Annotated in this window: 18 protein-coding genes and 1 pseudogene; 9 read left to right on the top strand and 10 right to left on the bottom strand. The window is 63.6% G+C overall.

Annotation, left to right across the window (positions count from 1 at the left end):
* Positions 1-69 precede the first annotated feature (69 nt).
* Both MLGJGCBP_RS46890 and MLGJGCBP_RS46885 read right to left on the bottom strand, forming a co-directional pair.
* Positions 70-1,920: a KAP family P-loop NTPase fold protein gene (locus tag MLGJGCBP_RS46890; RefSeq protein WP_160097189.1), complete on the bottom strand. Its 1,851-nt coding sequence runs from the start codon at positions 1,918-1,920 to the stop codon at positions 70-72.
* A 518-nt stretch (positions 1,921-2,438) separates the two neighbouring features.
* Positions 2,439-3,770, bottom strand: coding sequence for a PDZ domain-containing protein (locus tag MLGJGCBP_RS46885; RefSeq protein ID WP_160097191.1), 1,332 nt, complete (start codon positions 3,768-3,770; stop codon positions 2,439-2,441).
* Between the two features lie 835 nt (positions 3,771-4,605).
* On the opposite strand from MLGJGCBP_RS46885, the gene MLGJGCBP_RS46880 reads away from it, so the two are divergent.
* Positions 4,606-5,205, top strand: coding sequence for a hypothetical protein (locus MLGJGCBP_RS46880; protein ID WP_160097193.1), 600 nt, complete (start codon positions 4,606-4,608; stop codon positions 5,203-5,205).
* Between the two features lie 380 nt (positions 5,206-5,585).
* On the opposite strand, the gene MLGJGCBP_RS46875 is transcribed toward MLGJGCBP_RS46880, so the two are convergent.
* The gene (locus MLGJGCBP_RS46875; protein WP_160097195.1) at positions 5,586-6,635 is read right to left on the bottom strand and encodes a TerD family protein; all 1,050 of its coding nucleotides are present in this window, start codon (positions 6,633-6,635) and stop codon (positions 5,586-5,588) included.
* 347 nt (positions 6,636-6,982) lie between these two features.
* On the opposite strand from MLGJGCBP_RS46875, the gene MLGJGCBP_RS46870 reads away from it, so the two are divergent.
* The 5 genes from MLGJGCBP_RS46870 to MLGJGCBP_RS46850 all read left to right on the top strand — a co-directional run bounded on the left by MLGJGCBP_RS46870 (position 6,983) and on the right by MLGJGCBP_RS46850 (position 12,286).
* Positions 6,983-7,558, top strand: coding sequence for a hypothetical protein (locus MLGJGCBP_RS46870; RefSeq protein WP_160097197.1), 576 nt, complete (start codon positions 6,983-6,985; stop codon positions 7,556-7,558).
* Positions 7,555-8,511: an exonuclease domain-containing protein gene (locus tag MLGJGCBP_RS46865; RefSeq protein ID WP_160097199.1), complete on the top strand. Its 957-nt coding sequence runs from the start codon at positions 7,555-7,557 to the stop codon at positions 8,509-8,511. The genes MLGJGCBP_RS46870 and MLGJGCBP_RS46865 overlap by 4 nt, the downstream gene beginning before the upstream one ends.
* Before the next feature lie 13 nt (positions 8,512-8,524).
* Positions 8,525-9,472: an exonuclease domain-containing protein gene (locus MLGJGCBP_RS46860; RefSeq protein ID WP_160097201.1), complete on the top strand. Its 948-nt coding sequence runs from the start codon at positions 8,525-8,527 to the stop codon at positions 9,470-9,472.
* A gap of 70 nt (positions 9,473-9,542) precedes the next feature.
* Positions 9,543-11,780: an AAA family ATPase gene (locus MLGJGCBP_RS46855; protein ID WP_160097203.1), complete on the top strand. Its 2,238-nt coding sequence runs from the start codon at positions 9,543-9,545 to the stop codon at positions 11,778-11,780.
* Positions 11,781-12,043: 263 nt separating this feature from the next.
* The gene (locus MLGJGCBP_RS46850) at positions 12,044-12,286 is read left to right on the top strand and encodes a hypothetical protein (RefSeq protein WP_160097205.1); all 243 of its coding nucleotides are present in this window, start codon (positions 12,044-12,046) and stop codon (positions 12,284-12,286) included.
* 177 nt (positions 12,287-12,463) lie between these two features.
* Here MLGJGCBP_RS46850 and MLGJGCBP_RS46845 read toward each other — a convergent pair whose 3' ends face one another.
* Positions 12,464-12,781, bottom strand: a complete 318-nt coding sequence (locus MLGJGCBP_RS46845; RefSeq protein WP_160097207.1) for a hypothetical protein — start codon at positions 12,779-12,781, stop codon at positions 12,464-12,466.
* A 494-nt stretch (positions 12,782-13,275) separates the two neighbouring features.
* Here MLGJGCBP_RS46845 and MLGJGCBP_RS46840 point away from each other — a divergent pair, with 494 nt between their 5' ends.
* Together MLGJGCBP_RS46840 and MLGJGCBP_RS46835 are read left to right on the top strand one after the other, a co-directional pair.
* A complete protein-coding gene (locus MLGJGCBP_RS46840) occupies positions 13,276-14,340 on the top strand; it encodes a helix-turn-helix domain-containing protein (RefSeq protein WP_160097209.1) in 1,065 nt (354 codons plus the stop codon).
* Positions 14,330-15,085: a nucleotidyl transferase AbiEii/AbiGii toxin family protein gene (locus tag MLGJGCBP_RS46835; protein WP_236581165.1), complete on the top strand. Its 756-nt coding sequence runs from the start codon at positions 14,330-14,332 to the stop codon at positions 15,083-15,085. Before MLGJGCBP_RS46840 ends, MLGJGCBP_RS46835 begins: the two co-directional genes overlap by 11 nt.
* A 232-nt stretch (positions 15,086-15,317) precedes the next feature.
* On the opposite strand, the pseudogene MLGJGCBP_RS52780 reads toward MLGJGCBP_RS46835, so the two are convergent.
* Positions 15,318-15,434, bottom strand: a pseudogene (locus tag MLGJGCBP_RS52780) (NADP oxidoreductase); the annotation flags it as partial.
* 25 nt (positions 15,435-15,459) lie between these two features.
* Complete coding sequence (locus MLGJGCBP_RS46825; protein ID WP_160097211.1) at positions 15,460-16,296, bottom strand: hypothetical protein; 837 nt, start codon at positions 16,294-16,296, stop codon at positions 15,460-15,462.
* Between the two features lie 257 nt (positions 16,297-16,553).
* Here MLGJGCBP_RS46825 and MLGJGCBP_RS46820 point away from each other — a divergent pair, with 257 nt between their 5' ends.
* Positions 16,554-17,360, top strand: coding sequence for a crotonase/enoyl-CoA hydratase family protein (locus MLGJGCBP_RS46820; protein WP_160097213.1), 807 nt, complete (start codon positions 16,554-16,556; stop codon positions 17,358-17,360).
* A gap of 54 nt (positions 17,361-17,414) precedes the next feature.
* Here MLGJGCBP_RS46820 and MLGJGCBP_RS46815 read toward each other — a convergent pair whose 3' ends face one another.
* The 4 genes from MLGJGCBP_RS46815 to MLGJGCBP_RS46800 form a co-directional block, all read right to left on the bottom strand.
* Positions 17,415-18,068, bottom strand: coding sequence for a TetR/AcrR family transcriptional regulator (locus tag MLGJGCBP_RS46815; protein WP_236581166.1), 654 nt, complete (start codon positions 18,066-18,068; stop codon positions 17,415-17,417).
* Between the two features lie 175 nt (positions 18,069-18,243).
* On the bottom strand, positions 18,244-19,278 hold the full coding sequence (locus MLGJGCBP_RS46810; protein WP_160097215.1) for an ABC transporter ATP-binding protein: 1,035 nt from the start codon (positions 19,276-19,278) through the stop codon (positions 18,244-18,246).
* Positions 19,279-19,349: 71 nt separating this feature from the next.
* Complete coding sequence (locus MLGJGCBP_RS46805; protein ID WP_160097217.1) at positions 19,350-20,330, bottom strand: RDD family protein; 981 nt, start codon at positions 20,328-20,330, stop codon at positions 19,350-19,352.
* Complete coding sequence (locus MLGJGCBP_RS46800) at positions 20,327-21,118, bottom strand: hypothetical protein (protein WP_160097219.1); 792 nt, start codon at positions 21,116-21,118, stop codon at positions 20,327-20,329. Before MLGJGCBP_RS46800 ends, MLGJGCBP_RS46805 begins: the two co-directional genes overlap by 4 nt.
* Positions 21,119-21,133: the final 15 nt, after the last annotated feature.

Raw genomic sequence — 21,133 nt, 5'->3', positions numbered from 1 at the left:
TCGTCGGCCCACGGCGGGACCAGCAGAACTCCCGGACCGGGACCGCTACTGCTTTGTGAGGTTCCCACTCTAGCCCTGTCGCTCGATAACTGTCTTCACCGGGCCATCGACATCGGATGAGTTTTTCCAGTGAGCAAAAACATCAGAGACCCATGGCAGCGACGCGATCCTGGGCACGATGCTCGGTTGAATTTGATGACCTGGACGCTCGACCAGGAATCCTGCGATCGTACCCCCCAGCGTCGGGTCCGCGTTGGCAACGGCGATGCATGCGTGCAGGATAGGCGGAACGCCCCAGGATTGTTCTTGACGCGCACGGGCTAGTAAGCGATCCATGACGATGGTGAGTTCAGCCCGCTGGATTGTCTGCAGATCACCCTCCAGCGCCGCTGCTTCCTCGGGATTCTCCAGCAGCGCCGTCAGCAAGGCCGCTGCTTCAGAGGAGAGCCGGTCTGCTGCCGTGATCAGTGGAGCATGCTCACGGCCCACGTAGAGGGCACCCCGAAGATCCTCATCCGCAAGCGCTGGGGGAAGCGCGAGCCACTCGCGGATGAACTGGTCATCCCACACGCCCGTCGCGTCAAATTCCTGTCCCGCAACTGCCGCTTCCTCCCATTCGGCGAGAAGCAAGGGCTTTCCAAATGGATCGGTGTTGACCGCAGATGTCAGTGCCGAATAGGCGGTCGTCGGAGCGAGCCGCTCGAAGAGAAGGAGTTTCGTCAGTACGGCTTCGTCCACACCGACACCTTGTGCGCTCGAGATCGCCATTCGAATCGAAAGCGCGTTGAGGAACCGCTTGATCAGCCGCGGGTTGCCCGCGATGCGGTCCGACGTTGTCATCAGTGGAGCAAGGCGTTCAGCCGTAGTCAGTCGGGCGGTGAGTGCAGCCGGCAACTGCACGCCGCAACCCGCGACAAAGGTGCGATCGACCCGCTTTCCCTTCCAGGACTGACGAAGTTGGGAGGCGATCGCTTCACGCAACGTGTTCTTTTGACCACTGTCGAGTTCACTGTTCTCGATGAACAGCATCATCATGTAAGCCCGCACTTCTTGAGTGCCGAGCGCTGGGACTCGAATCGGAATCTGGATGAGCTTGTCGAAGTAGTTGGTGACCAATGTGTCGTCTTCGAGTCCACCGAAGTGCTTCTTGACCGCGTGTTTGATCATGCTGTCATCCGCTGCGATGACGAAAGCAGTGTTTTCGAGAAACAGGAACAGGCGGATCGCTTCGAGCGTCGAGATGGTCGTGTCCGGCAAGCACCGATCAAGATCGTCAATGAGCACGACCAAGGTGACGCCGATCTCCTCCAGCGCCTTCTCGAAGGAGTCTCTCAGTGCCTGAATTTCCCTCGGAGGTGAGGATTCGTGCCTTGGGTCCAACAATGCGCGACCTGTCGCTGCAAGCGTTGACGCGACCGCACCGGCCTTCTCCAAATCCTGCTCGTCAACCCCCCCGGCCACCCCATCTTTGACAAGTGCAGCGACCTCACCCGGTAGGCCGATGGGCGGGAGACCCAACGCAACCGATGCAGCAGGTAGAGCGAGTAACTTCGCAAGCCGGAACCATTTAACACGTCCTAAGAACTCTCGCGCCTTGTCCACTCCGGTCTGCCTTTTGGCTGCCTCGGCGTCGAGCCGACTTGCGATGACTTCCAAGAGTGCCGCGCGTGCATCGTCGTAGCCTTGGTAGAGCCAAGCGTTGAACTCGACGAAGAGATACTTCGCCGGAGCCTCAACGGGTTGTTGCTTGCTCAACGACGCCCTTGTGAGCTGAATCATCGACGACTTGCCCACACCCCAGGCTCCCGACACTCCGATAGAGATGGGCCGACCATCAGCGCGGACGATCATCTCGGCGATCGTGTCCGCGACACCTTCGAAGTTGAGGAAGTCTCGATCAGTCTCATTGTCGGGCCACACAGTGCGTTCGTCCTCCTGACTCGACGGGAGAGACCTCCTCTCAATATCAGAGTAGGAATGGTGAACCCGCTTCAGCCGGAGGCGCGCCGTGACAGCCCGCACGGTACGTCCGCTCGGATCAGGATCAGCTCCGTGGAACCGCAAAACATCGCCCGAACTCCGATGTCATCTATGTGAATGACACTGCTAGGTCAGCAATACTTCCTGCCGGACAGACGGTCGCCGCCAGCGCCACAAACTCCAGGCACTCCAGCGACTGCCCACGCAGCACCACCTCTGGCAGACGACCGCGCTGCTGAGCGTTGATTCACGGAGACGTAAGTCAATCAGAGGCAGCCATTCCCTGGCCGTCACTACACCATTCGCGTAACACGTGACGACAACGAGCACACGCAGATTGTCTTGTACCGTCCCACGACCGCCTACCAGATGGACAGCGACCCACGCCTCACGCTCAATATAGGCCAATCCAGCTGTCACACCGGAGAGGCCAGCGGTGAGCTATCGGTCCGATGACGTCAGATGGGGTGACTTGACAGGCGCCCCGACGGTGCGGTCTGCGGAAAAACCGAGATAGAGGACGACCTGTGCGTGGACGGGTTGACCACGGTCAAGGTGAGGGACTGGCCCGCCTTGTTCGTGAGCGCGACCAGCAGGTCGGTGAAGGTGCGAACCGGCAAATCGTCGGCAGCGGTCACGATCTGTCCCTCTTGCAACCCCGCCCGTGCAGCAGGTGATCCGGCCGTGACGTCGGCGACCTCGAGGCCCGGCGTGCTCCCCGCCGCCGGTTGGACCTGTATCCCGATATAACCCTCAATCGGTGCGGACGGTTGTGCGGCGTGCGGGTCGGCCAACGAACCCAAGGTCACCGCGACGGTGCTGTCTTGGCCGTGTCGGCTGATGCGGAGCGTGACGGAGTCCCCGGGGTGGTGAGATCCGATTTCGTCGAACGCGTGGACGGGTTTGCCGGCAGGTACGGCGGCGCCGTTCACGCCGAGAATCATATCGCCTGGCTGTAGCACGGCGGACGCGGGTGATCCGGGGATCGTGGCCACCACGACTCCACTGCCGGTGGGCCCGTCTCCATCGGACGGTTGGCCCAACCAGACGCCGAGCCATGGTCGATCGTCGCTGAGATCGGTGATGGGACCTGCGTCGCCTCGTGCTCCGATGGTGCGGGTGTATTTGCGCAGCGGGCAGCATGCCGGAGCCCAGGGCGGAAAGTAGTCGCTGGTGATGGTGAGTGTCTGGGGACCGGTGTCCGGGCCGTCCACCTGCACAGTTGCGTTCATGTCCTGGTTGTTGCGGTAGGCCAGTTGTGCGACGCCGTCTGTGAGAGAGACGATCCCGGTCAGGGTCAGTGGATGATTCGCGGTGGAGTCGACGGCGGTGATCAGCAGGTAGGCCGGTTTGTCGGGATCGGCACGAAACTCCTTCGCGGTTACCGAGGTCAGACGATTGGTTTGAGGAAGCAGCGGCACCGCGTCAAGGGACCCGGCGGCAGTCATCGTGTTCGCGGCATCGAACGTGACGTTCCACCGCTCAGCGATCGCATCATAGGACAGGATCTGAACGTCCTGCGTCCCACCATCGACCGGCTTGCCCGCGTCCAGACCCGGACCGGCAGAGACGACAATCCGGTCATGTGTGGGGCCGCCGCCCAAGTCGAGAGCACTCGTCGTCACGACCCGGTAGTTCGGGTGCAGGACCGACGAATAGTCCGGCTCGGACGCAGGTGACGACAGCACGGACGGTTGTGCCGTCGTGGCCAATCCTTCGGACGCCGAGACCGAGCAGGCTGTCATGGACAGCGCGATGCCCGCGATGGTTGCGAGTACCCACAGTTTCACCACCGCATCATCCACTGTCGCCCCATGTTCGTGCAGCGCAGGGGCGGAAACGGCGCTCCGCGTCGTTGCTCACCACCTTCTCGACGGCGGCGTGGGTCGCGGCGGCGTGCAAGTGGAGGTCGTAGTCGTCGATATACGCGGGTTCGGGATCGATCCGGCAACCGGCGATGTGGCCGTGCGGGACCACCCAGGTGATGTGGTCGCGGACCCCACCGACCGGGACGGCCCGGAGTAGTGCGCGTGATTCTTGCGGAGATAATAGACCAGCCGGCGAGGATGCCCGCGCAGTCCAGCGCCGGTGGAACAGTGGTCGACTAGGCCGGAACCCGTTCAGGCACAACCCATCCCGCAGCGCCCCCGAAAAGAGGACGTTCGCATCCCCCGCACCCCTGCCCTCACCCAACGAGGACCAGGGCCGAGGTCTGTCGCGGCGCGAACGCGGTGGCCGGTAGGTCATCTGGTCGACGTCCTCGAAGACGCGAAAATCATCGAAGGCCGCCCGCTGCCGTGCCCGCAACCCTTTCCCGGTAGCCAATCATGTCGCTGCTCTTCCGCCGGGTGTCGGTGCCGACCTTGTGTGTGCTCGGAGCTCGCCGGCCCGGATTAGTGTCATCAGAGTCGGGCGGGAGATGTCGGGCAAGTCCGCCGCCGACAGGTGGCTGGTTCCGGCCCACCAAACCTTTGCGGCCACCACCGGTGTGGAGGCCGTAGCTTCATCCACTTCGCCGTCGTTCGATCGCGCGCGGGTATGCATCGCATATGCTCCTGCGGGACAAGGACGCCGAGCCGCCGGCTTGACCGCCGTGTCGATGGTCACGGGAAAGGGAACGGTGCGATGGTCGTGCACGCAAGAAGTTCGGTGTTGGGGTCGGTCAACCTTGCGGGATACATCGTTGCGTGGCTCGCGAGCGTGGTGGTCATCGTCGGGAGCGTCGCGCCATGGTTCACCGCAGCAGCCTTCCTCTCTGTGCCAGGGACACAGTCCATCGGGAAATACACGTTGGCCATGGGCGCACTCGCTGCCGTGGTGTTGCTGATCAAGGCCGCCACCCCGAGCCGCTGGCCGCTGGTCACGGCCGCCGTGATAGGCATCATTTGCCTCCTCACCACCGTGTTCGCCCTGGTCAAAGCCTCCAGCCTCATTCCCGCCGAAGATCAACAGAACGGAATCGTCTCGATAGGGTGGGGACTGTGGATGACCCTCGTCGGCACCGTCCTCCTCGTGGTTGGGAGCATCGTCGCCGATCTCGTTGCCTCCCCCGCAGCCATACGCAGAACAGACCTCGAGCCTTCACGATCCACGGTCGACGACGCACCGATCGACTGGGCTGATCGCGCGACGACACCATTCTTCATCGTCGCGATCGCGTTCGGCGGCCTGGTCGCGATCGCCGTGTGGCTCGATCTGCTCTTCGGAGTGACGTTGCTGCCCTGAACGGGGGGATCACATCGAAATCGAAGTCGCTGAATGCGGAGATCCCCTCCGGGAGGCCGTTCCGTGCCTCCAGTCTGTTACCGGGCCTCCTGGCAGCTACCCGGACCGGACTTCCACCGGCAAGAACACAGGTACGAATACCTCGGTTTGCCAGTCGTCGGGGCGCGGACCTGGCGCCCGCATCCCGCGCACATCCTCTGGACTCAGCAGCCTGGGCATTCACATCCCCTCCGCTCTGGCCGGACCAACATATTCTGCCGCCACGAGCGAGGTAAGCGTTTGGCGCACAGAATGATAGCGGCGATGTGCTCACCGGCCGAGAAGTTGTGCGGCTATCGGGACCACATCATCACCATCAGGTTCTGCTCGCGGTCCGCGTGTCACTGGCGCCGCTTCTTTTCCAGCAGTGCCAGCGCCTTGTCGCGGCGAGCGAGCAGTTTGGTGTGGGTTGCACCGACCCAGTGCGTGGGGTCCCCGGCATGTGCCAGCCAGCGGTCGATGATCGCGATCTCCCCCTCGATATCGCCGAGCTTGCGGAGCACGATCGCCGCGTTCTCCGTCCACCCCGGTGGCGTCTCCCGCACCACCACGTTCACCCGGCCCCGGAACAGTGCTGTGCGCACCGGGATGTTCGCCCGCTCCTGCGCCTGGATCCGTTCGGTGGCGTCGAGGATCTCGAGCAACACGGTCAGCGCCTCCTGGAGGTGTCCCTCGCGCTTGAGTCGAGCGACCTCGCTGCTCCACTTCAGGAAGTGGGCGCCGCGGACCAGGCCCTGCTCATACTCCAATGCATGCAGGTCTTCGAAATCGTTCAGCGGCTGACCTGACCGTTTCTTGCGCCACGCCTCCTCACCCGCGCCGATCGGCTCCGCGCCGAACTCGTCGGGAACAACGATCACGGCCGGCTGCGCTGCTTCCGGTTCGGGCACTGAGGAGTCGACGACTATTCCGTAGGACTCGATCAGGTCGGCGATGCCGTTGGCCCAGCCCTGGGACACCGCACGAATTTTCCACCCACTGTCGCGGCGGTAGATTTCTACCAGCACCACACATCTCTCGTCGGTCAGCCCGGTGATCGTGTGAACGGCGAGAATTCCTGCGGTCGAGCGCACGATCACCTCCCCTGGGCCGCGGGATGCGACGGTTCCCGGGGCGGTGCCGTCGAGGGCCGCCGCGATGACGACCATCGCCACATCCGAGGGAACGGCATCCAGCCGCAACTGCACACCACGATCGGCCAGGGTAACTGCGCCGCACTGTGAGCTCGGTTGGTTGAAGTACACCAGGTCACGGTCGGATCCAGCGGATCCGTCCGCACGCACCAACACCGAGAACAGATCCACATCCGCAGTGCCGGCGAGAAACTCCACACCGACCGTGACGTCGCGCTCGGCCAACCAGGTGTTCTCGCCCTTGCTCAACTCGACCATGCGCGCATCATCCCCCACCGACTACTCCGATGAGGCGAAGCACCCATTCACGGCCTGGTTTTCCCTCCTGCCGCGACTCTTCGGGCGATCATCGGACCTCGATCGGATTCCTTTCCCGGTGGTCATCCAGCAACTGACAGCCGTGACACTGACTGATGTCACCGACGCCGGACAGTCACCCACCGCTATCACTCCACGCATGTCATTCATCTGAATGACACACGGCCCGTGCAGTTCTCATCAAACTTCCGACACGCCGCACATGCACGCGCCGGAGGCCGGGTGGTAGTCGAATCGTGAACTACAGTCCGTGAAGTTCAATCCATGCCCAGAAGGGGTACGCGTACATGCCGATCAGCTACTTCAAGCCCATCGCCGTCATCGACGAGGTCGGCGCTATCGGGCGCATCGGCATCTGGCACGTCGACGTCGGGCACACCGCGGCAATGGGCGCTCCTATGCCCCGCATGGCGGGAGCATGGGGTTACGCCCTTGAGGAGCTCGACCCCTGGAAGGTGCGCTCGCTGATCGAGGAACGCTTCATCGTGCTGGCCGGCGACACCGATCTGCTCGAGCGACTCGCGATCGCGCATCGGGGGATCGTCGATGTGTCCGGGACGGTCGAGTGTGCGCGCACCGAGGTCACCAAGTTGCAGGACGCATTCGAAGCCCACGCCGCGGGTTCTCGCACGAAGCTCACCGCCCCGGATTGGCCCGAGGTACCGGACCCGGTGGAGGTGGCTGCCTCTGTCCCGATGTATCCGAGCAGCGATGAACGCACCGGTCAGGCATATCCGCTGGCCCGGGGGTTCGAGAAGCTCGCGATCGCCTGGGAGAAGGTCGAAAAGCAACGCGTCCAACGCCCCTTCCTCAAACCCCTCGGCGGAGACGAACTCCGGCCTCTCCCGCTGGTGACCCGATGATGACGGGGGACGTTGAGAGCTATGCGGTGGTGGACGTCGAGACCGCCAGCTCGACCAAGGGCAGTATCTGTGAAATCGGTCTGACGATCGTCGAGGCCGGCGCGATCACGATCGTGCGGAGTTGGCGGTGCCGACCACCTGCCCAGACGGGCGGGTTTCACTGGTACAACACCAAGGTCCACGGCATCACCGCCGCCGACGTCGCCGGCAGCCCCGAGGTCGGCGAGTGCTTGCGGGAGATGTTCGCGTTGATCGGCGACCTCCCGGTGTACGCCCACAACGCGAACTTCGACTTCGGGCACCTCCACGCCGCCAGCACCTACGCCGGCGTCGACCTGCCGACCCTGGCCACCGGGTGCACCCTCACCTTGTCCCGGCGACTGCTCGACCTGGTCAGCTACCGGCTGCCGTTCCTGGCGGCGCACTTCGGATTCGACGCCACCAACCACCACAATGCTGGGGCGGACTCGGTCATGGCCGCGCAACTCGTCCTCGCGCTGACCACGGTCTCTGGTGCCGTCGACATGGCCGGGTTGTGCAGCCTGGCACACACCCGCCCCGGACAGTTCGGGCCCGACGGGAGCAACGGGATGGTCATCCGTCGCCGCGGCACCTCCACCCGCTTCGACATCCCCGACACCAACATCGAGGCCGACCCCAATCATCCCCTGTACGGCGAATGGGTGAGCTTCACCGGCGGTCTGACCGCGTTCACCCGTGAACCTGTCTGCGCGCTCCTCGCAACCCTGGGGGCGAACCCGCAACCCAAAGGCGTGAACAGGAAGACCACCATGTTGGTCATCGGCGATGGGTTCACTGGCAACTCGCTCGAAGACTTCACTACCACGAAGGCGAAGAGGGCCCTCGAACTGCGCGACAAGGGCCAAAACATCGAGGTCTTCTGCGAGGACGACTTCCTCAGACTCCTCGACGTCGACACCGCCACCCTGTGAAAGGACAGCAGTAGTGGCTGCACCTACGATAACGACATCGGCGTTGTCCTTCGCCGCCCTCGACGTCGAAACCGCGAACCGGGCCCGGGGCAGCATCTGTGCGATCGGTGTCACCATCGTCATCGACGCCCGGGTCGTCGAGACCCGCACCTGGTTGTGCCGCCCACCCGCCGGTGTCGACACTTTCGAGCCGGTGCAGATCAGGACGCACGGCATCACCGCCGAGCACGTCGCCGGCAAACCTCGGTTCGGGCAGATCTGGCCGGCCGTCGCCCAGTTCATCGGCGACCTGCCAGTGATCGCCCAGAACAAGAGCTTCGACGTCAGCGCACTGCGGCAGGCGTGCGCACTCAGCGACCTGCCGGTTCCCCACCTCGAGACCGGGTGCACGATGCTGTGGAGCCGGAACCTGCACCCCGAGCTGCCCAATCACAAGTTGCCCACCCTCAGTACGTTCTTCGGTGTCGACCTGCGCAAGCACCACGACGCCGGCGAAGACGCACAGGCGTGCGCACAAATCCTGATCGCACTGAACCATGCGAATGGCTCCCACCACAGCCTCGCCGAACTCGCCGCTCACGCCGGTCGGCCGCTCGAACCCCTCAACAACGGCGGCCTGCCCGTCACCGGGCTCGCAAACGCCGACCCGGGGCGGCGTATCGGCACCCTCACCCTGACCGAGACGCCCACGGCGGCGGGAATCCTCGCCGGTCGCAGCGCCGTCCTCGTCAGTCGCATGACCACCCTCACCCGCGCCACAGCGACCGCACTCGCCGCCCAGTTCGGTGCCACCGTCACCAACAAGGTCACCGCCGACACCGACCTGCTCATCCTCGGCTCCCGCGCGGCCACCACCGCCGATACCCAGCGGCTACACACCGCTCGGCTCGCCCGGGCCGATGACAGACGAATCGACGTCCTCACCGAACTCGAATTCCTCAAGATCACATCCACACGGTGAACCCGACTGGTATGTCGCGGTTCGTCATTCAATACTGCGCGCCCTGCGCACCCGACCTGAAAGACAGGACTTGAAACTCGAGACGATCCACATCGAGAACTTTCGTGCACTGAAGGATGTCACTCTTCCGCTGTCGACCTTCGGATGCTTGATCGGTGAGAACAACGCCGGAAAGTCCTCGGTTTTGCACGCGCTGCACCTCGTCCTCGCCGGCAACACACCCCGCAACATCGACATCCACGACCACCACGACCCGCTGTTGCCGATCCGCATCGAATTGACGATCAGCGAGATCAGCGAGGAGGACTTGGCGCGGATCTCCGATTCAGGGCATCGCGCGAGTTTCGAGGCAGACATCACCGATCGCATGATCACCCTCGTGCGTATCGTTCCTCCGGGTGAGAGCAAATCGTCGCTGAAGATTCTCAAGCTCGGCCCAGCCGAGGATCGCTTCACGGACAAGGTTCTCACGCCGATCATGAGGGGGAAGAGAAACGAGGTACTTCGGGAAGCAGTGGTCGAGCTGATCCCGGAGCTCGAACCCCTCCTCGGCGATAAACCGGCTCAGTCAGATGTCCGTGAGGCGCGTGACAAGATCGTCGAGGCCCTGGCGCCCGAGCAGAAGGCACTGCGCGACGAACCACTCGGCACCGGCATCGACGCCGCCATCAAGTCCTTCCTCCCCGAACCGCTCTACATCGAAGCGGTCAAAGACGTTGCCAGCGAACTGAAAACGAGCGGAACGGGCACCTTCGGCAAACTGCTGAACATCCTGCTCCACGAGGTGACCGACAAACTCGGCGATATCGAAGAGCAATTCTCGGATATCCAGCGAAAACTCAGCAGGGTGTTCGACGAATCCGGGAACCACACCGACGATCGCCTCGATCAGGTCAAAAAGATCGAGAGCACCATCGAAAGGTTCGTCCGGGAGAGCTTCCCGGACATCGATTTGAAGATGACCGTCCCTGTCCCCGAGATCAAGACCATCGTCGCTGGCGCCGAACTCACCGCCGACGACGGGCACGAAGGCTCCATCGCCAGCAAGGGCGACGGACTCAAGCGGGCCGTGACCTTCGCGATCCTGCGTGCATACAACGTTCTGCGCCACGAAGGGCTCGGCACAACCGAACGCAAGCAGACCGGAGGTCCCAGCTACCTGCTGCTGTTCGAGGAGCCGGAACTGTACCTGTACCCATGGGCCCAGAGACAGCTCTTCCAAGCACTCGAAGCGTTCGCCAAGGACCACAGCGTCCTCGTGACAACCCACTCCCCGGTCTTCTTCAGTCCCAAGTCGACGAAAACCTTCACCAAACTCCGCAAGGTCACCGAGTCCGGGTGCACGCCCTACACGGCAATCACGCCAGTCGTTCTGGGAAATTCCGTGTCGGTCCGTGATGCCTTCCAGATCATCCGCCACGAACACAACGAGATCGCCTTCTTCGCACGAGCGGTCGTGCTCGTCGAGGGCGACAGCGACGCCGTCGTACTTACCCACCTCGCCAGCTTGCTCGACCCGCAGTGGAACCACATCGACCGCAACATCGCGTTCGCCCGGATCGGCGGAAAAGGCAACATCGGCAAGTACCGCACCTTCTTCAACCACTTCGATATTCCCGTGCACGTGGTCTGCGACCTCGACGCCCTCATCGGCGGTTTCGGCAAGCTCACCGCAACAACCGAGATCATCGAGATCCGTCGAACGTTGATGGCGGCCATCGATCGCAGCCTGCCTACACCCGCACCGGAGATCGGGGCGAGAGCAGCGAAGGATCTTACCGCTCGCGGAGACGCACAGAGCAACTGGACCAGGGCAAAGGAGGTCTTCGAAGGCGGGGCACAGGACGATGCTGCGTGGACGGCATTGCGCGAGGCCATGGACGACTTCTTCACATCGCACCGTAAGAACGACAAACTCGCTGCGCTCACCGGAACCGACCCGGACGTCGCAAGACACAAGCATGAACTCCTGGAAGCTCTGCGCGGCGAAAACGTGCACGTCCTCTCCCGCGGAGACCTCGAGGCATACTGCGGCGACACCGGGCGCTCGGAGAAGGTCGAGCACGCCCTCGAGTTCTGCGACGAGGTAACCAGCGAGACCTCCTATCGGGCGGTCCTGGGTGAGCAGGCGGACGAGATCGTCAAAGAACTCATGACACTGTTCGGCAGCATCTTCGGCGAATCCGCTCCACAGCCGATCCCACCGACTGGCAAGGCGAAGGAATCTCCGATCGAACCGGTGATCATCCGCCCACCGTTCGATACGCCTTCATCGGTGGAGGACGTGACCGCATCCTCACAGAATTGACCAACGCAACTACGTTGTTTCAACAGAAAAACTCGGTAGGCGGGGGCGAATGCCGGCGCGACAAGTCGCCCAGGGTGCACCGACACCCACCCCTCCGGTCCCGGGTTATTCAACCGGGACCGGAGACCAACAACCACGGCATGTTGATCACCTCTCTGCGATGCGATCCAGTACGAACGCAGCGCACGACACTGTGACCGCGTGCTCGGGGGCCATGCCCGATCAAAACGCTCTGCTGAACCAATGAATGAGAGGAATTTCCCGTGGCAGCAGTCGGTATCGAGGTGCCCGAGCGCACCAACGTATGCGCGATCGTGGGATTGCTCTGCGCCCTGACGGGATTGTTCGTCCCGGCACTCGTATTCGGCGCAATCGGTTACGTGGAGACCGGCGGACGCGAACACGAAACCGGCTCCGGCCTCGCCGTTGCCGCTCTGATCCTGGGAGCCGTCGAACTGATCGTCGTCGTGCTGACCGCCGTCATAGTTCTCGTTACCATGCATTGAACGAAGCACGTGGTTCGGCGACATCGCCGCCCCACAACTGTGCCCGCATCCGCACCTAACCGAACACCCGGCCCCGGCCGATACCTCGGATCCCTCCGGGCTCGTCACCGCACAGGGAACCGCACATCCCGACATCTCGGGGGCGGTTTCATCCGCAGGCGGCGCGATCTGCCCCCGTCATTCTCCCCGGTGCCGGCCGGGTGTCCGCACGTCCGAATCCGGGCCCAAGTTCGGATTCGGAGTGGGCCGGTGAAAGCCCGGATCGACGGTCAGGTCTTCGGTGTCGGCGAAGACCAGCCGCCCGTCGTCGAGTGCGACCGCCCACCGATGCACCGGCGCCCACTCGTGACCACCACCGCCCGGGTCGGTCACCGCTGCATAATCCTCGACAACCTCACCGGTGAGATCGGCCCCGGAACTCCTCCGGACCAGCACCCGAACTCCGACCGTCAACTCCGGGCCACCGACCGGCCGATTGCCGCTAATTCCGGCCATGCTGATGCACCTCTTCGCTCGGTGAAACTCCCGAGATCGAGCATAAGCACCGCCCGGCCCGATACGCGACCCGACCTGCACGAACACCATCCGCGATCGGACCGCCACCGACGCAGTCAGCTGCCATGGTGCCGTCGGCGCCCGCCCAGGTGCAGCAACCCGAACTCAGTAGCGCGACAGAAGCAGTGCGACCTCGCCTTCCCCCTCCCCCGTGCTTGCCCTTGTCGTGAACGGGCATCTCCTAGATGAATTTTCGTCACTCGCGGCCAACCGGACTATGGCTTCCTTCGAATCCTCTACCTGACGGCTTCTTGCTCTGCGGCTTCTTCTCGGGCGCTGCGCACAATCACGTCACCCCGACGGCTGCCGGGCATCGCGACCGCGGCACCAGCAGTGACCGCCCCTGCGCACCCCGACAACGTTCCGTGGGCCTTAGCACTTGTTGTTCGGTGTTCGGTATTGACCGAACACCGAACACCTGCGAGTATGGGACGGTGAACGGACAGCGGATCCAGCACGGGCACGCGGGTGCGGGCATCGAGGCCTTCGTGGTCGATGCCTTCGCGCAGTTGGACATTGCGGCCCGCCCGCCCGTGACGGCATCCGGGGCCAGCGCCGACCTGGTTGTGGACCCGGACGGCGTGGCGGTGCCGATCCGACTGGAGTTCCGCACGTTGGTCACCGACGACGTCGCCGAGCGGCTTGTCACCGACATTGCGCCCGCGACCGCCGCGGACGCGTCCACACCGTTGCTCGTCGTGGCCGACCGGGTGACCGACGCAGCGCGCACCATGCTCATCGGCCAGCACGGCGGCTACCTCGACCTGCGTGGCCGACTCGCACTGCGCACCGATCGCCTGGTGATCGACGCCGACGTGCCGCCGGTCAAGGAACGCGCCGCACGGTCCGAGGCGCTCGCAGGCAAGGCCGGACTCGAGGTCGCCACCGCCATACTGCTGCATCCCGAACGAGCCGGCACGGTGCGCGGGCTGGCGCGCGAGCTCGGCCGCTCCCCCAGCACGGTCTCGGAGATTCTCGCCGCCCTGCGGCGAGACGGCCTTCTCGACGAGAGCAATGCCCTGGTCGGCACCGACCTGTTCTGGCAGGTCGCCGGCCGCTGGACGAGCCCGCGTGTTCATTTGGCGCAGCCACCGATACCGGGAGATGCCGGCCTGCACCGGACGCTCCGGCTCGGTCTCGACGCGCTCGACGGGCCCGGGTGGGCACTGACCGACTCCGCTGCCGCCGCCGCGTATGGTGCACCCCTCGCATTCCGTACAGGTCACACCCTCGACTTCTTCGTTCCCGACCAGTCCATCGTCCGGCGGGCGGCCACCCTGCTCGGGACCGCGGAATCCGCCCGGCTGGCGCGCGCCACCGTGCGGGTCGCCCCGGTTCCCGCGGTCGTCCAGTCCCGGATCGAGCTGGACGCCAGCCCGCTCGAATGGCCGCTCACGCATCCGGTGTTCGTTGCGCTCGATCTCGCCCAAGACCTCGGGCGGGGCCGGGAAATCCTCGACGCCTGGACACCCGATAGCCGGTGGACCCGTGTCTGGTAGTCGCCATGTCGTGTTCGTCGGCGATGCCATGGCCGCCGTCGCCGCGGGTGTCATCGAGGTTCGGGCACTCATCGGCCAGCCACCCGTCATCGTCGGCGGCCTCGCCGTGCTGTCACGGTTGTCGAGCCCCTACCGCGCCACCGTCGATCTCGACCTCGTCGACCGGCTTCTCGGCCGTCTCCCCCAACTCGAGGTCCTGCGCGCCGCCGACGGCGCGGAGCCGGTCGAGCCGGCGGCCGTCCTGCTGCCCACCCGGTACGGATCCGTCAAGGTCGACGTGCTCGAAGTCCGCCAGGTCGAACTCGACCACCCCAGCGACGACCCCGGCGACCGCCTTCACGCCTCGGCGCACGCCTGGGCCAACGACACCGCAACCGACATGACCATCGAGGTCATCCGCACCAACGGTAACCGCATTACGGTGACCACCCCGGTCGCCGAGCCCGGGCCGCTGATCGCGATGAAACTCCAAGCGGTGATGAACCGCTCGGCAGACAAGCAGGGCACCGACCTACTCGACATCGTGCACCTGATGCTCGACGAGACCACCCGCCCGGCGGCACTGGCCCAGATTCGCTCCGTCGACGCGGCCACCGCGCAGGACATCGCCCTCCACGTCGATCTGTGGTTCACCCGCAAACGCCCACAATCGCTTCAACGGATCCATACAGTCGGTGGCCGCGACATCACCACCGACGACCTCGACCTGGTCGCCGAACTGTTGACCGACGCGACGCAACATTAGTGCCCATGTCATGTGATTGCCGAAGGCAGCGCTTGGTCGCGATGTGGTGTTGTGCAGGCAGGCCACCCCGGAGGGGATCGAATCGTCGACCAGGTTCCGATCCGGGTCCACCACCCGCAGACGACGTTCAACGCCACCGAACTGAGTACCGCCGCACGCCGCCCTGCACTGATCGCTCACTGCGCCACAGCACGCCACTCGTCGTGCGCTCACGCGTTGCCTGCGCCAGTGCCTACAACGTAGATTCCCGATCAAACTCCTTGCCGTAGATCGGGGTTCCCGGCTGCTGACGGCAGGAATCTTCGACGGCGCCCGCGTCGACCGGGTCAAAGCCGAGCTGATTGATCAGATGCGGTTCTCCTCCGCAGCCGCACTCAGGCGGCCGCGACCGCCTTCGCAACGGGCGCGCCATCCGGCTCGGGCCTAGAAAACGGCCGCGGAAGGAACTTGCTCGCGCCGTTCACCGCCAGAGTGCACAACGCGATGGTGAGTAGGGTTGCTGCCCAAACTATTCCGCTAGAGAATTCGGATTCGTCGAGATGAAGGGCAATGATAATTGGTGCACCGAGGCCGAAGTTCGCACCGAACATTGTGACGGGGAAGACCGCTAAGAGGCCGATGAGGCCCCACGCGGTGGACACCCGTCGCCAGAGTTGCACCGCCAGTACAGTGAACAGCACTACCTGGGTTCCCTCGAGCACGCCGATGACCAATGGATAGTTCCAGATCCGCAACTCGTACGGACCGTAATAGGTATAGACATTTGTGCCGGTACCGATGACCTCGAATACGCACGAGGTGATGATCTCGGCACCCCAGATCAGGAACAGATGCGTGCGCCGCAGGCTTCCCTCGTACATGCGACGCCCAGCGTAGAGGCAGGCGCTCGCGTACAGGATGATGTAGCCGCTATGCGACCAGTTCGGCTGAACGACCCCGAACGCAGTGAAGTGAGAGTACATCGCTCCAGGCTCGCCGTTGTGGACATCGTAGAACCAGAGGTCAAAAGCTACATCGTAGAGCGGTTCGGCGAAGGCCGCGATACCGGCCGCCAGGCATGCCAGCAGATAGAAGGGAGTCCGCTGCCGTACGCACATTCGGAAGGCAATGGCCAACATAATGGCGACTATGGCCCAACTCAGCCAGGTGAAGATACTCTGCCACATCATGTCGAGTTCATGCTGCATGACCTCGGATGGCATGCGCCCCATAGCTGCTCCTAGTCCAACATCTTTGTACAAATCGCCACGCCGGGACGGCGTAGGACAACGATCCTTTGAGGCTAGGTCCGCCACCCCATGGCGCGCGTCTCCCCAGGGGGGTACGGGAATCACACTTTGGGGGTAGGCACCGAGGGAAGGACGCACTGCCGGCCATCTCGACCGGGAGCGAAAAATCGACGACAGAGGAATGCATCGCCGACGAACGGCTTTCGAGTCGGACGGTCCCGGAGCTAGAGTCAGCCCCCATGAGTGATAAACGAATTCGTCTCAGCGTGAGCGACAGTGGTGTAGCGACTGTCACGATGGTCCGTGCCGAGAAGCACAATGCGTTGGACAAGGCTATGTTCGAGGGATTGCTCGAAGCCGCAGGTCACCTCGCTACCGATCGCACAGTGAGAGCGGTCGTTCTTCATGGCGAAGGGCGCAGCTTCTGCTCGGGTTTGGATATTTCGAGTTTCCTTGCTGATTCAGCGGGAGGCATCGACGCCCTGTTCGTCCGGGAGCATGGGAAACCTGCCAATTTCGCGCAGCGCGCGGCGCATGACTGGTCGGGAGTTCCGGTGCCGGTGATCGCCGCGATCACCGGAAACTGCTTCGGTGGCGGTATGCAGATCGCGCTCGGCGCCGACATCCGAATCGCTGCGCCCGATGCCCGGTTGTCCCTCATGGAGGTCAAGTGGGGACTGGTCCCGGACATGGCAATCACTCAGTCCTTACCACGTGTTATGCGCATCGACGTGGCGAAGGAACTCACTTTCACAGGACGAATCGTATCGGGCCTGGAGGCAAGTTCGTTGGGATTGGTCACGCGCACGGCAGAGGATCCGCTCACTGCAGCACTCGAATTGGCTGAGGACATCGCCGAGAAATCGCCAGATGCGATCCGGGCGGCAAAGCGCCTCTACGACGAGGGCTGGAACAACGGCGACACAGCGGAGGCGCTTGCCCTCGAATCCCGGCTTCAATTGGGACTTCTGGGTTCACCAAATCAGGTCGCCGCTGTCGCTGCCGGCGTCTCCGGGCGCGCCCCCTCGTTCATCGACCCGGTATGAATCGGGTTCTATTCACGCTTGATCCGCGCTTCAGGCGGTTGTCGGAGCCCCGATCTAGTCCGGTCTGTACCCCACCGCGTTCAATGCGATGGCACCAAATCTCTGGGCAACGGCACGATGTTTGGGCGGACACTCAACGTACCAGCGGGGAATGGCATCACACATGTCGAGCAACGCCCTTGTGGTGAGCACGGAATCCGATACGGTGAAAAGGCCCCGCCTGCGCCCCTCTCGGACGATCCCGAGCAGCAGACGTTCGACCCCTGTTCGCACACGCTCAAAGCGGTCGCGATTCGGTGCGCTGAGGTATCGGATATCGGGCTCCAACGCCACCATCCGCGGGCTGATGAGGGTCCGGAGGAGTATCGATTCGATTACATAGGTCAGTCGGACCTCCGGCTTGTTCCCGCCCGCGTCGCGCGCGGCGTAAGCGCGCGCGAGGACGTCCTTGGTCGCGCTCTCGAGCAGCGCCGTGAAGATGCCTTCCTTGTTCCCGTGATAGTAGTACAGCGTGGGCATCGTCACGCCTGCGCGTTGAGAAATATCTCGCACCGTCGTACCACGAAAGCCCTTTTCGTAGAAGGCATCAAGGGCTCCGCGAAGAATCGGTGACAATTTTGGTTGCGCCACATATCGCCAATCCGGTTCGTCGAGTACCGCCGTTGCCTCGTCGAATGGTGCGGACGGTACTCGCCGCCGTGAAGCCATGGGTCCTGCCTGCGTCGCTCGTCTTTCGGTGTGGGGAGGTCGCGGTTCCTAGAGTGGGGGAAGATGACCTCTGACGAGTAGCCACGCAATCGCGGTCACGAGATTCTGGATCGGGTCTACCAGGTCGATGATCATGTGCTCTCTCTTCGTCGGGGTTGATCGGATTCGCCGCGCGCTAGTCGACGGCGTACATCTCGTCCGCAATAACGGCCGGAAATTCTTCGGTGAGTGCGGTGGATTCGAAGCTCTCCTGGATCGCGAGCCGGGCACTGTAGGGCAGGGTGTCCATGATCTCGCGCACCCGTTCTTGCCTGCGGGCGACGGCTTGGCGGAATGGCATGCCCGGGGTGGCTTTCATCTGTGGGACGATGCCTTCGACGTCGTCGACGCCACCGGCGTGGTGACCGGCGTCGACCATGGCCTGCTCTGCAGCCATCTGCGCGTCATCCTTCTCCTCGGACATGCCGATCGGGCCGATCATGGTGCCATTGAGGAACTGTTTGACCACCGGCTCCTCCGAGGTGAGCAGTACCTCGCGGGGACCGAACATCACCAGTTGTCGGCGGAAGAGCATGCCGATGTTGTCCGGCACCGTGCGGGCGAGGTTGATGTTGTGCGAGACGATCAGGATCGTCGCGTCGATCTCGGCGTTGATGTCGATCAACGTCTGGCTGATGTAGGTGGTGCGGACCGGATCCAGGCCGGAATCCGGCTCGTCGACGAGGATGATCTGCGGGTCCAGCACCAGCGCCCGGGCCAGGCCGGCGCGTTTGCGCATGCCGCCGGAGATTTCGCCGGGCAGTTTCGTTTCGGCGCCGATCAGACCGGTCAGTTCAAGCTTTTCCATCACGATCGTGCGGATCTCGGATTCGCTCTTCTTGGTGTGCTCGCGCAGGGGGAAGGCGACGTTGTCGTAGAGGTTCATCGACCCGAACAGGGCCCCGTCCTGGAACAGCACCCCGAACAGTTTGCGGATCTCGTAGAGTTCCTTGGTCGAGCACTCGAGGATGTCGGTGCCGTCGATCACGATCGAGCCCTGCTCCGGGCGGAGCAAACCGATCAATGACTTCAGGAACACCGATTTACCGGTACCCGACGGGCCCAGCAACGCGCTGACCTCACCGGGCGGAAGCGTCAGCGACACGTCCTGCCAGATCTTCTGCGATCCGAAGGACTTCGTCAGATTGGTGACCGCTACCTCGACACCCATTGTTTCCTCACTCTCACGGCCTGGGGATTGGTGTTGCGCAGCAGCGGTGGCCACTATCCGCTGCGGTGCTGTCAGAACAACGGTTCGAATCGGCTGATCAACCAGGTGCTGTCGATGCGGGTGAGTCCGACCCGAATTGCATTCTGCGACTGCGTCGTTTCGGGGCTACTTGCTGTCGTCGTGCTCTGATTGATGTATACGAGGACCGATGCTTGGTCCTTGGACACCGATTCGACAGCGGAACCTGCTGCCGCCGCTTGCATCGTGACCTGCTTGTCTTTTGCCGTCGGCGCGACCACGTCTTTCGCCAGCTTTGTGTATGTTTCGAGGAAGTCGCCGGTCAGCACGCCGCGTGCGGCGTCCAGATCCTGCTCGACGGTGTCGGGCTTGTACGACAGAAGCGTTACCGCACCGTCGGAAGCAACCTGTGCCACGGACTCGCGCGACGCCACGAGCGCCTGGTCATCGGTGCGCTGAACGAAGAATTGAACCAGGACGAGGGAAAGAACTGCGCAGAGCGGGATCAGCGCTGCGGCAGTCATACCGAGTCGGCGCCGACCGGCGGTGGGGCGCCCCGTATCGGACGTCGTGACCAGTGATCCGGCGACCCTGTCGGCCAATGTGCGCCGCTGTCCGCGATGGAGCGGCCAGAACCGCCCGATGAGGAACAAGATCGCCTCGACCGGAAGGCACCCCACCCGGATGATCGCACGGAGGATCCCGATCGGAGATCCTGTGGTGGCAGAGACCGTGCGGAATCCCTCGAGGTACTTGCCGGCTGTTCGCCCGGTGCGCCCCTGCCAGATGATGCTGTTGGAGACGATGTAGAGGCCGGATACGGCCACGACTCCCCAACACAGGGCGACCCATACCTGTCCCGCCAGAATCTGCGACAGGGCCCCTGCAGTTGCCGCCACGGCGAGAGGTGGGCCCATGTCGACTGCCAGTGCCCGGCCGCGGCGCACGAGTGAGGCTCCCTGCTCCCCCGCGGTGCCACTGTCGGGTTCTGCGCTCTCTTCTTTCACCTGGGTAGTCACGTTCAGTGTCGTCATTGGACGAATCCCACCTTCGACAATTTGAGTTGCCCGTCGACGTCGACAACGTCAACGCGCAGCTGGTACTCCTGCGGTTCGATCGTCGCTGTCACACCGGGATCCTGACCCGAAGGTTGGGTCCGATCTCCACCCGCTTCAGGGTTGGGGCCAGCGGAATCAGGTCCGATGACCGGGACGCTGCCCTCCGCCGATGCGGCCACCAGAACAGTGGTACTGCCGTCGTCATTGCGTCGCTCGATGCCAGATTCCACGGCGTGGCCGACGGTGACGTTGCCCGCCGCGCTCATGGTGTCGAGGACGGACTGTTTGCGGGCGTCGAAGTCGTCGTGCCACTGGCCGGCGGCGTTGTCGAGGACCCGTTGGACGTAGCCACCCGGATCGTCTTTGCTTGTCGAGATGAGCTGCGCGACCCCGTCTTCGGCAAAATGCATCAGGGCGCGGTCCGCCGCGTCTCGTTGTTCGACGGCGCGGTGATCCCACCATGCCTTGCCACCGGAGGCGGACGCGGCGAACGAGGCCAGAATTAGGACCGCAACCGCGGCACGGTTGATCGCTGCCTTTCGGCGCCCGCGAACAGCACCTCGTTTCGCCGGACGCTGCGGCTGCTCGTCGACAGTGCGGTCGGCGACGGCATCCGGCGGATGCTGATCGGCCGCCTCTGCAGCGCGTTCGGCAGCAGCGAGTGCGGCAACCGCGGCCGCGCGGGCTTCGATTGCGTGAGCGCGGAGGGTTGTGGTGTCGACGTCGATCCGCGAGCGTGGCGTGTGGGTGGATGTTTTCGTCATCCCAGCCTCCTTTGA

Source organism: Rhodococcus sp. T7, assembly GCF_009872365.1.
GTDB lineage: Bacteria > Actinomycetota > Actinomycetes > Mycobacteriales > Mycobacteriaceae > Rhodococcus_F.
This window is presented reverse-complemented; position numbering and strand designations above follow the sequence as displayed.

Excerpts from the sequence above, each read along its gene's own strand:
- MLGJGCBP_RS46870 (WP_160097197.1), top strand. The coding sequence starts at position 6,983 with ATGCCGATCAGCTACTTCAAGCCCATCGCCGTCATCGACGAGGTCGGC.
- MLGJGCBP_RS46805 (WP_160097217.1), bottom strand. The coding sequence starts at position 20,330 with ATGACGACACTGAACGTGACTACCCAGGTGAAAGAAGAGAGCGCAGAA.
- MLGJGCBP_RS46865 (WP_160097199.1), top strand. The coding sequence starts at position 7,555 with ATGATGACGGGGGACGTTGAGAGCTATGCGGTGGTGGACGTCGAGACC.
- MLGJGCBP_RS46815 (WP_236581166.1), bottom strand. The coding sequence starts at position 18,068 with ATGGCTTCACGGCGGCGAGTACCGTCCGCACCATTCGACGAGGCAACG.
- MLGJGCBP_RS46825 (WP_160097211.1), bottom strand. The coding sequence starts at position 16,296 with ATGGGGCGCATGCCATCCGAGGTCATGCAGCATGAACTCGACATGATG.
- MLGJGCBP_RS46875 (WP_160097195.1), bottom strand. The coding sequence starts at position 6,635 with ATGGTCGAGTTGAGCAAGGGCGAGAACACCTGGTTGGCCGAGCGCGAC.
- MLGJGCBP_RS46810 (WP_160097215.1), bottom strand. The coding sequence starts at position 19,278 with ATGGGTGTCGAGGTAGCGGTCACCAATCTGACGAAGTCCTTCGGATCG.
- MLGJGCBP_RS46800 (WP_160097219.1), bottom strand. The coding sequence starts at position 21,118 with ATGACGAAAACATCCACCCACACGCCACGCTCGCGGATCGACGTCGAC.
- MLGJGCBP_RS46820 (WP_160097213.1), top strand. The coding sequence starts at position 16,554 with ATGAGTGATAAACGAATTCGTCTCAGCGTGAGCGACAGTGGTGTAGCG.
- MLGJGCBP_RS46845 (WP_160097207.1), bottom strand. The coding sequence starts at position 12,781 with ATGGCCGGAATTAGCGGCAATCGGCCGGTCGGTGGCCCGGAGTTGACG.
- MLGJGCBP_RS46880 (WP_160097193.1), top strand. The coding sequence starts at position 4,606 with ATGGTCGTGCACGCAAGAAGTTCGGTGTTGGGGTCGGTCAACCTTGCG.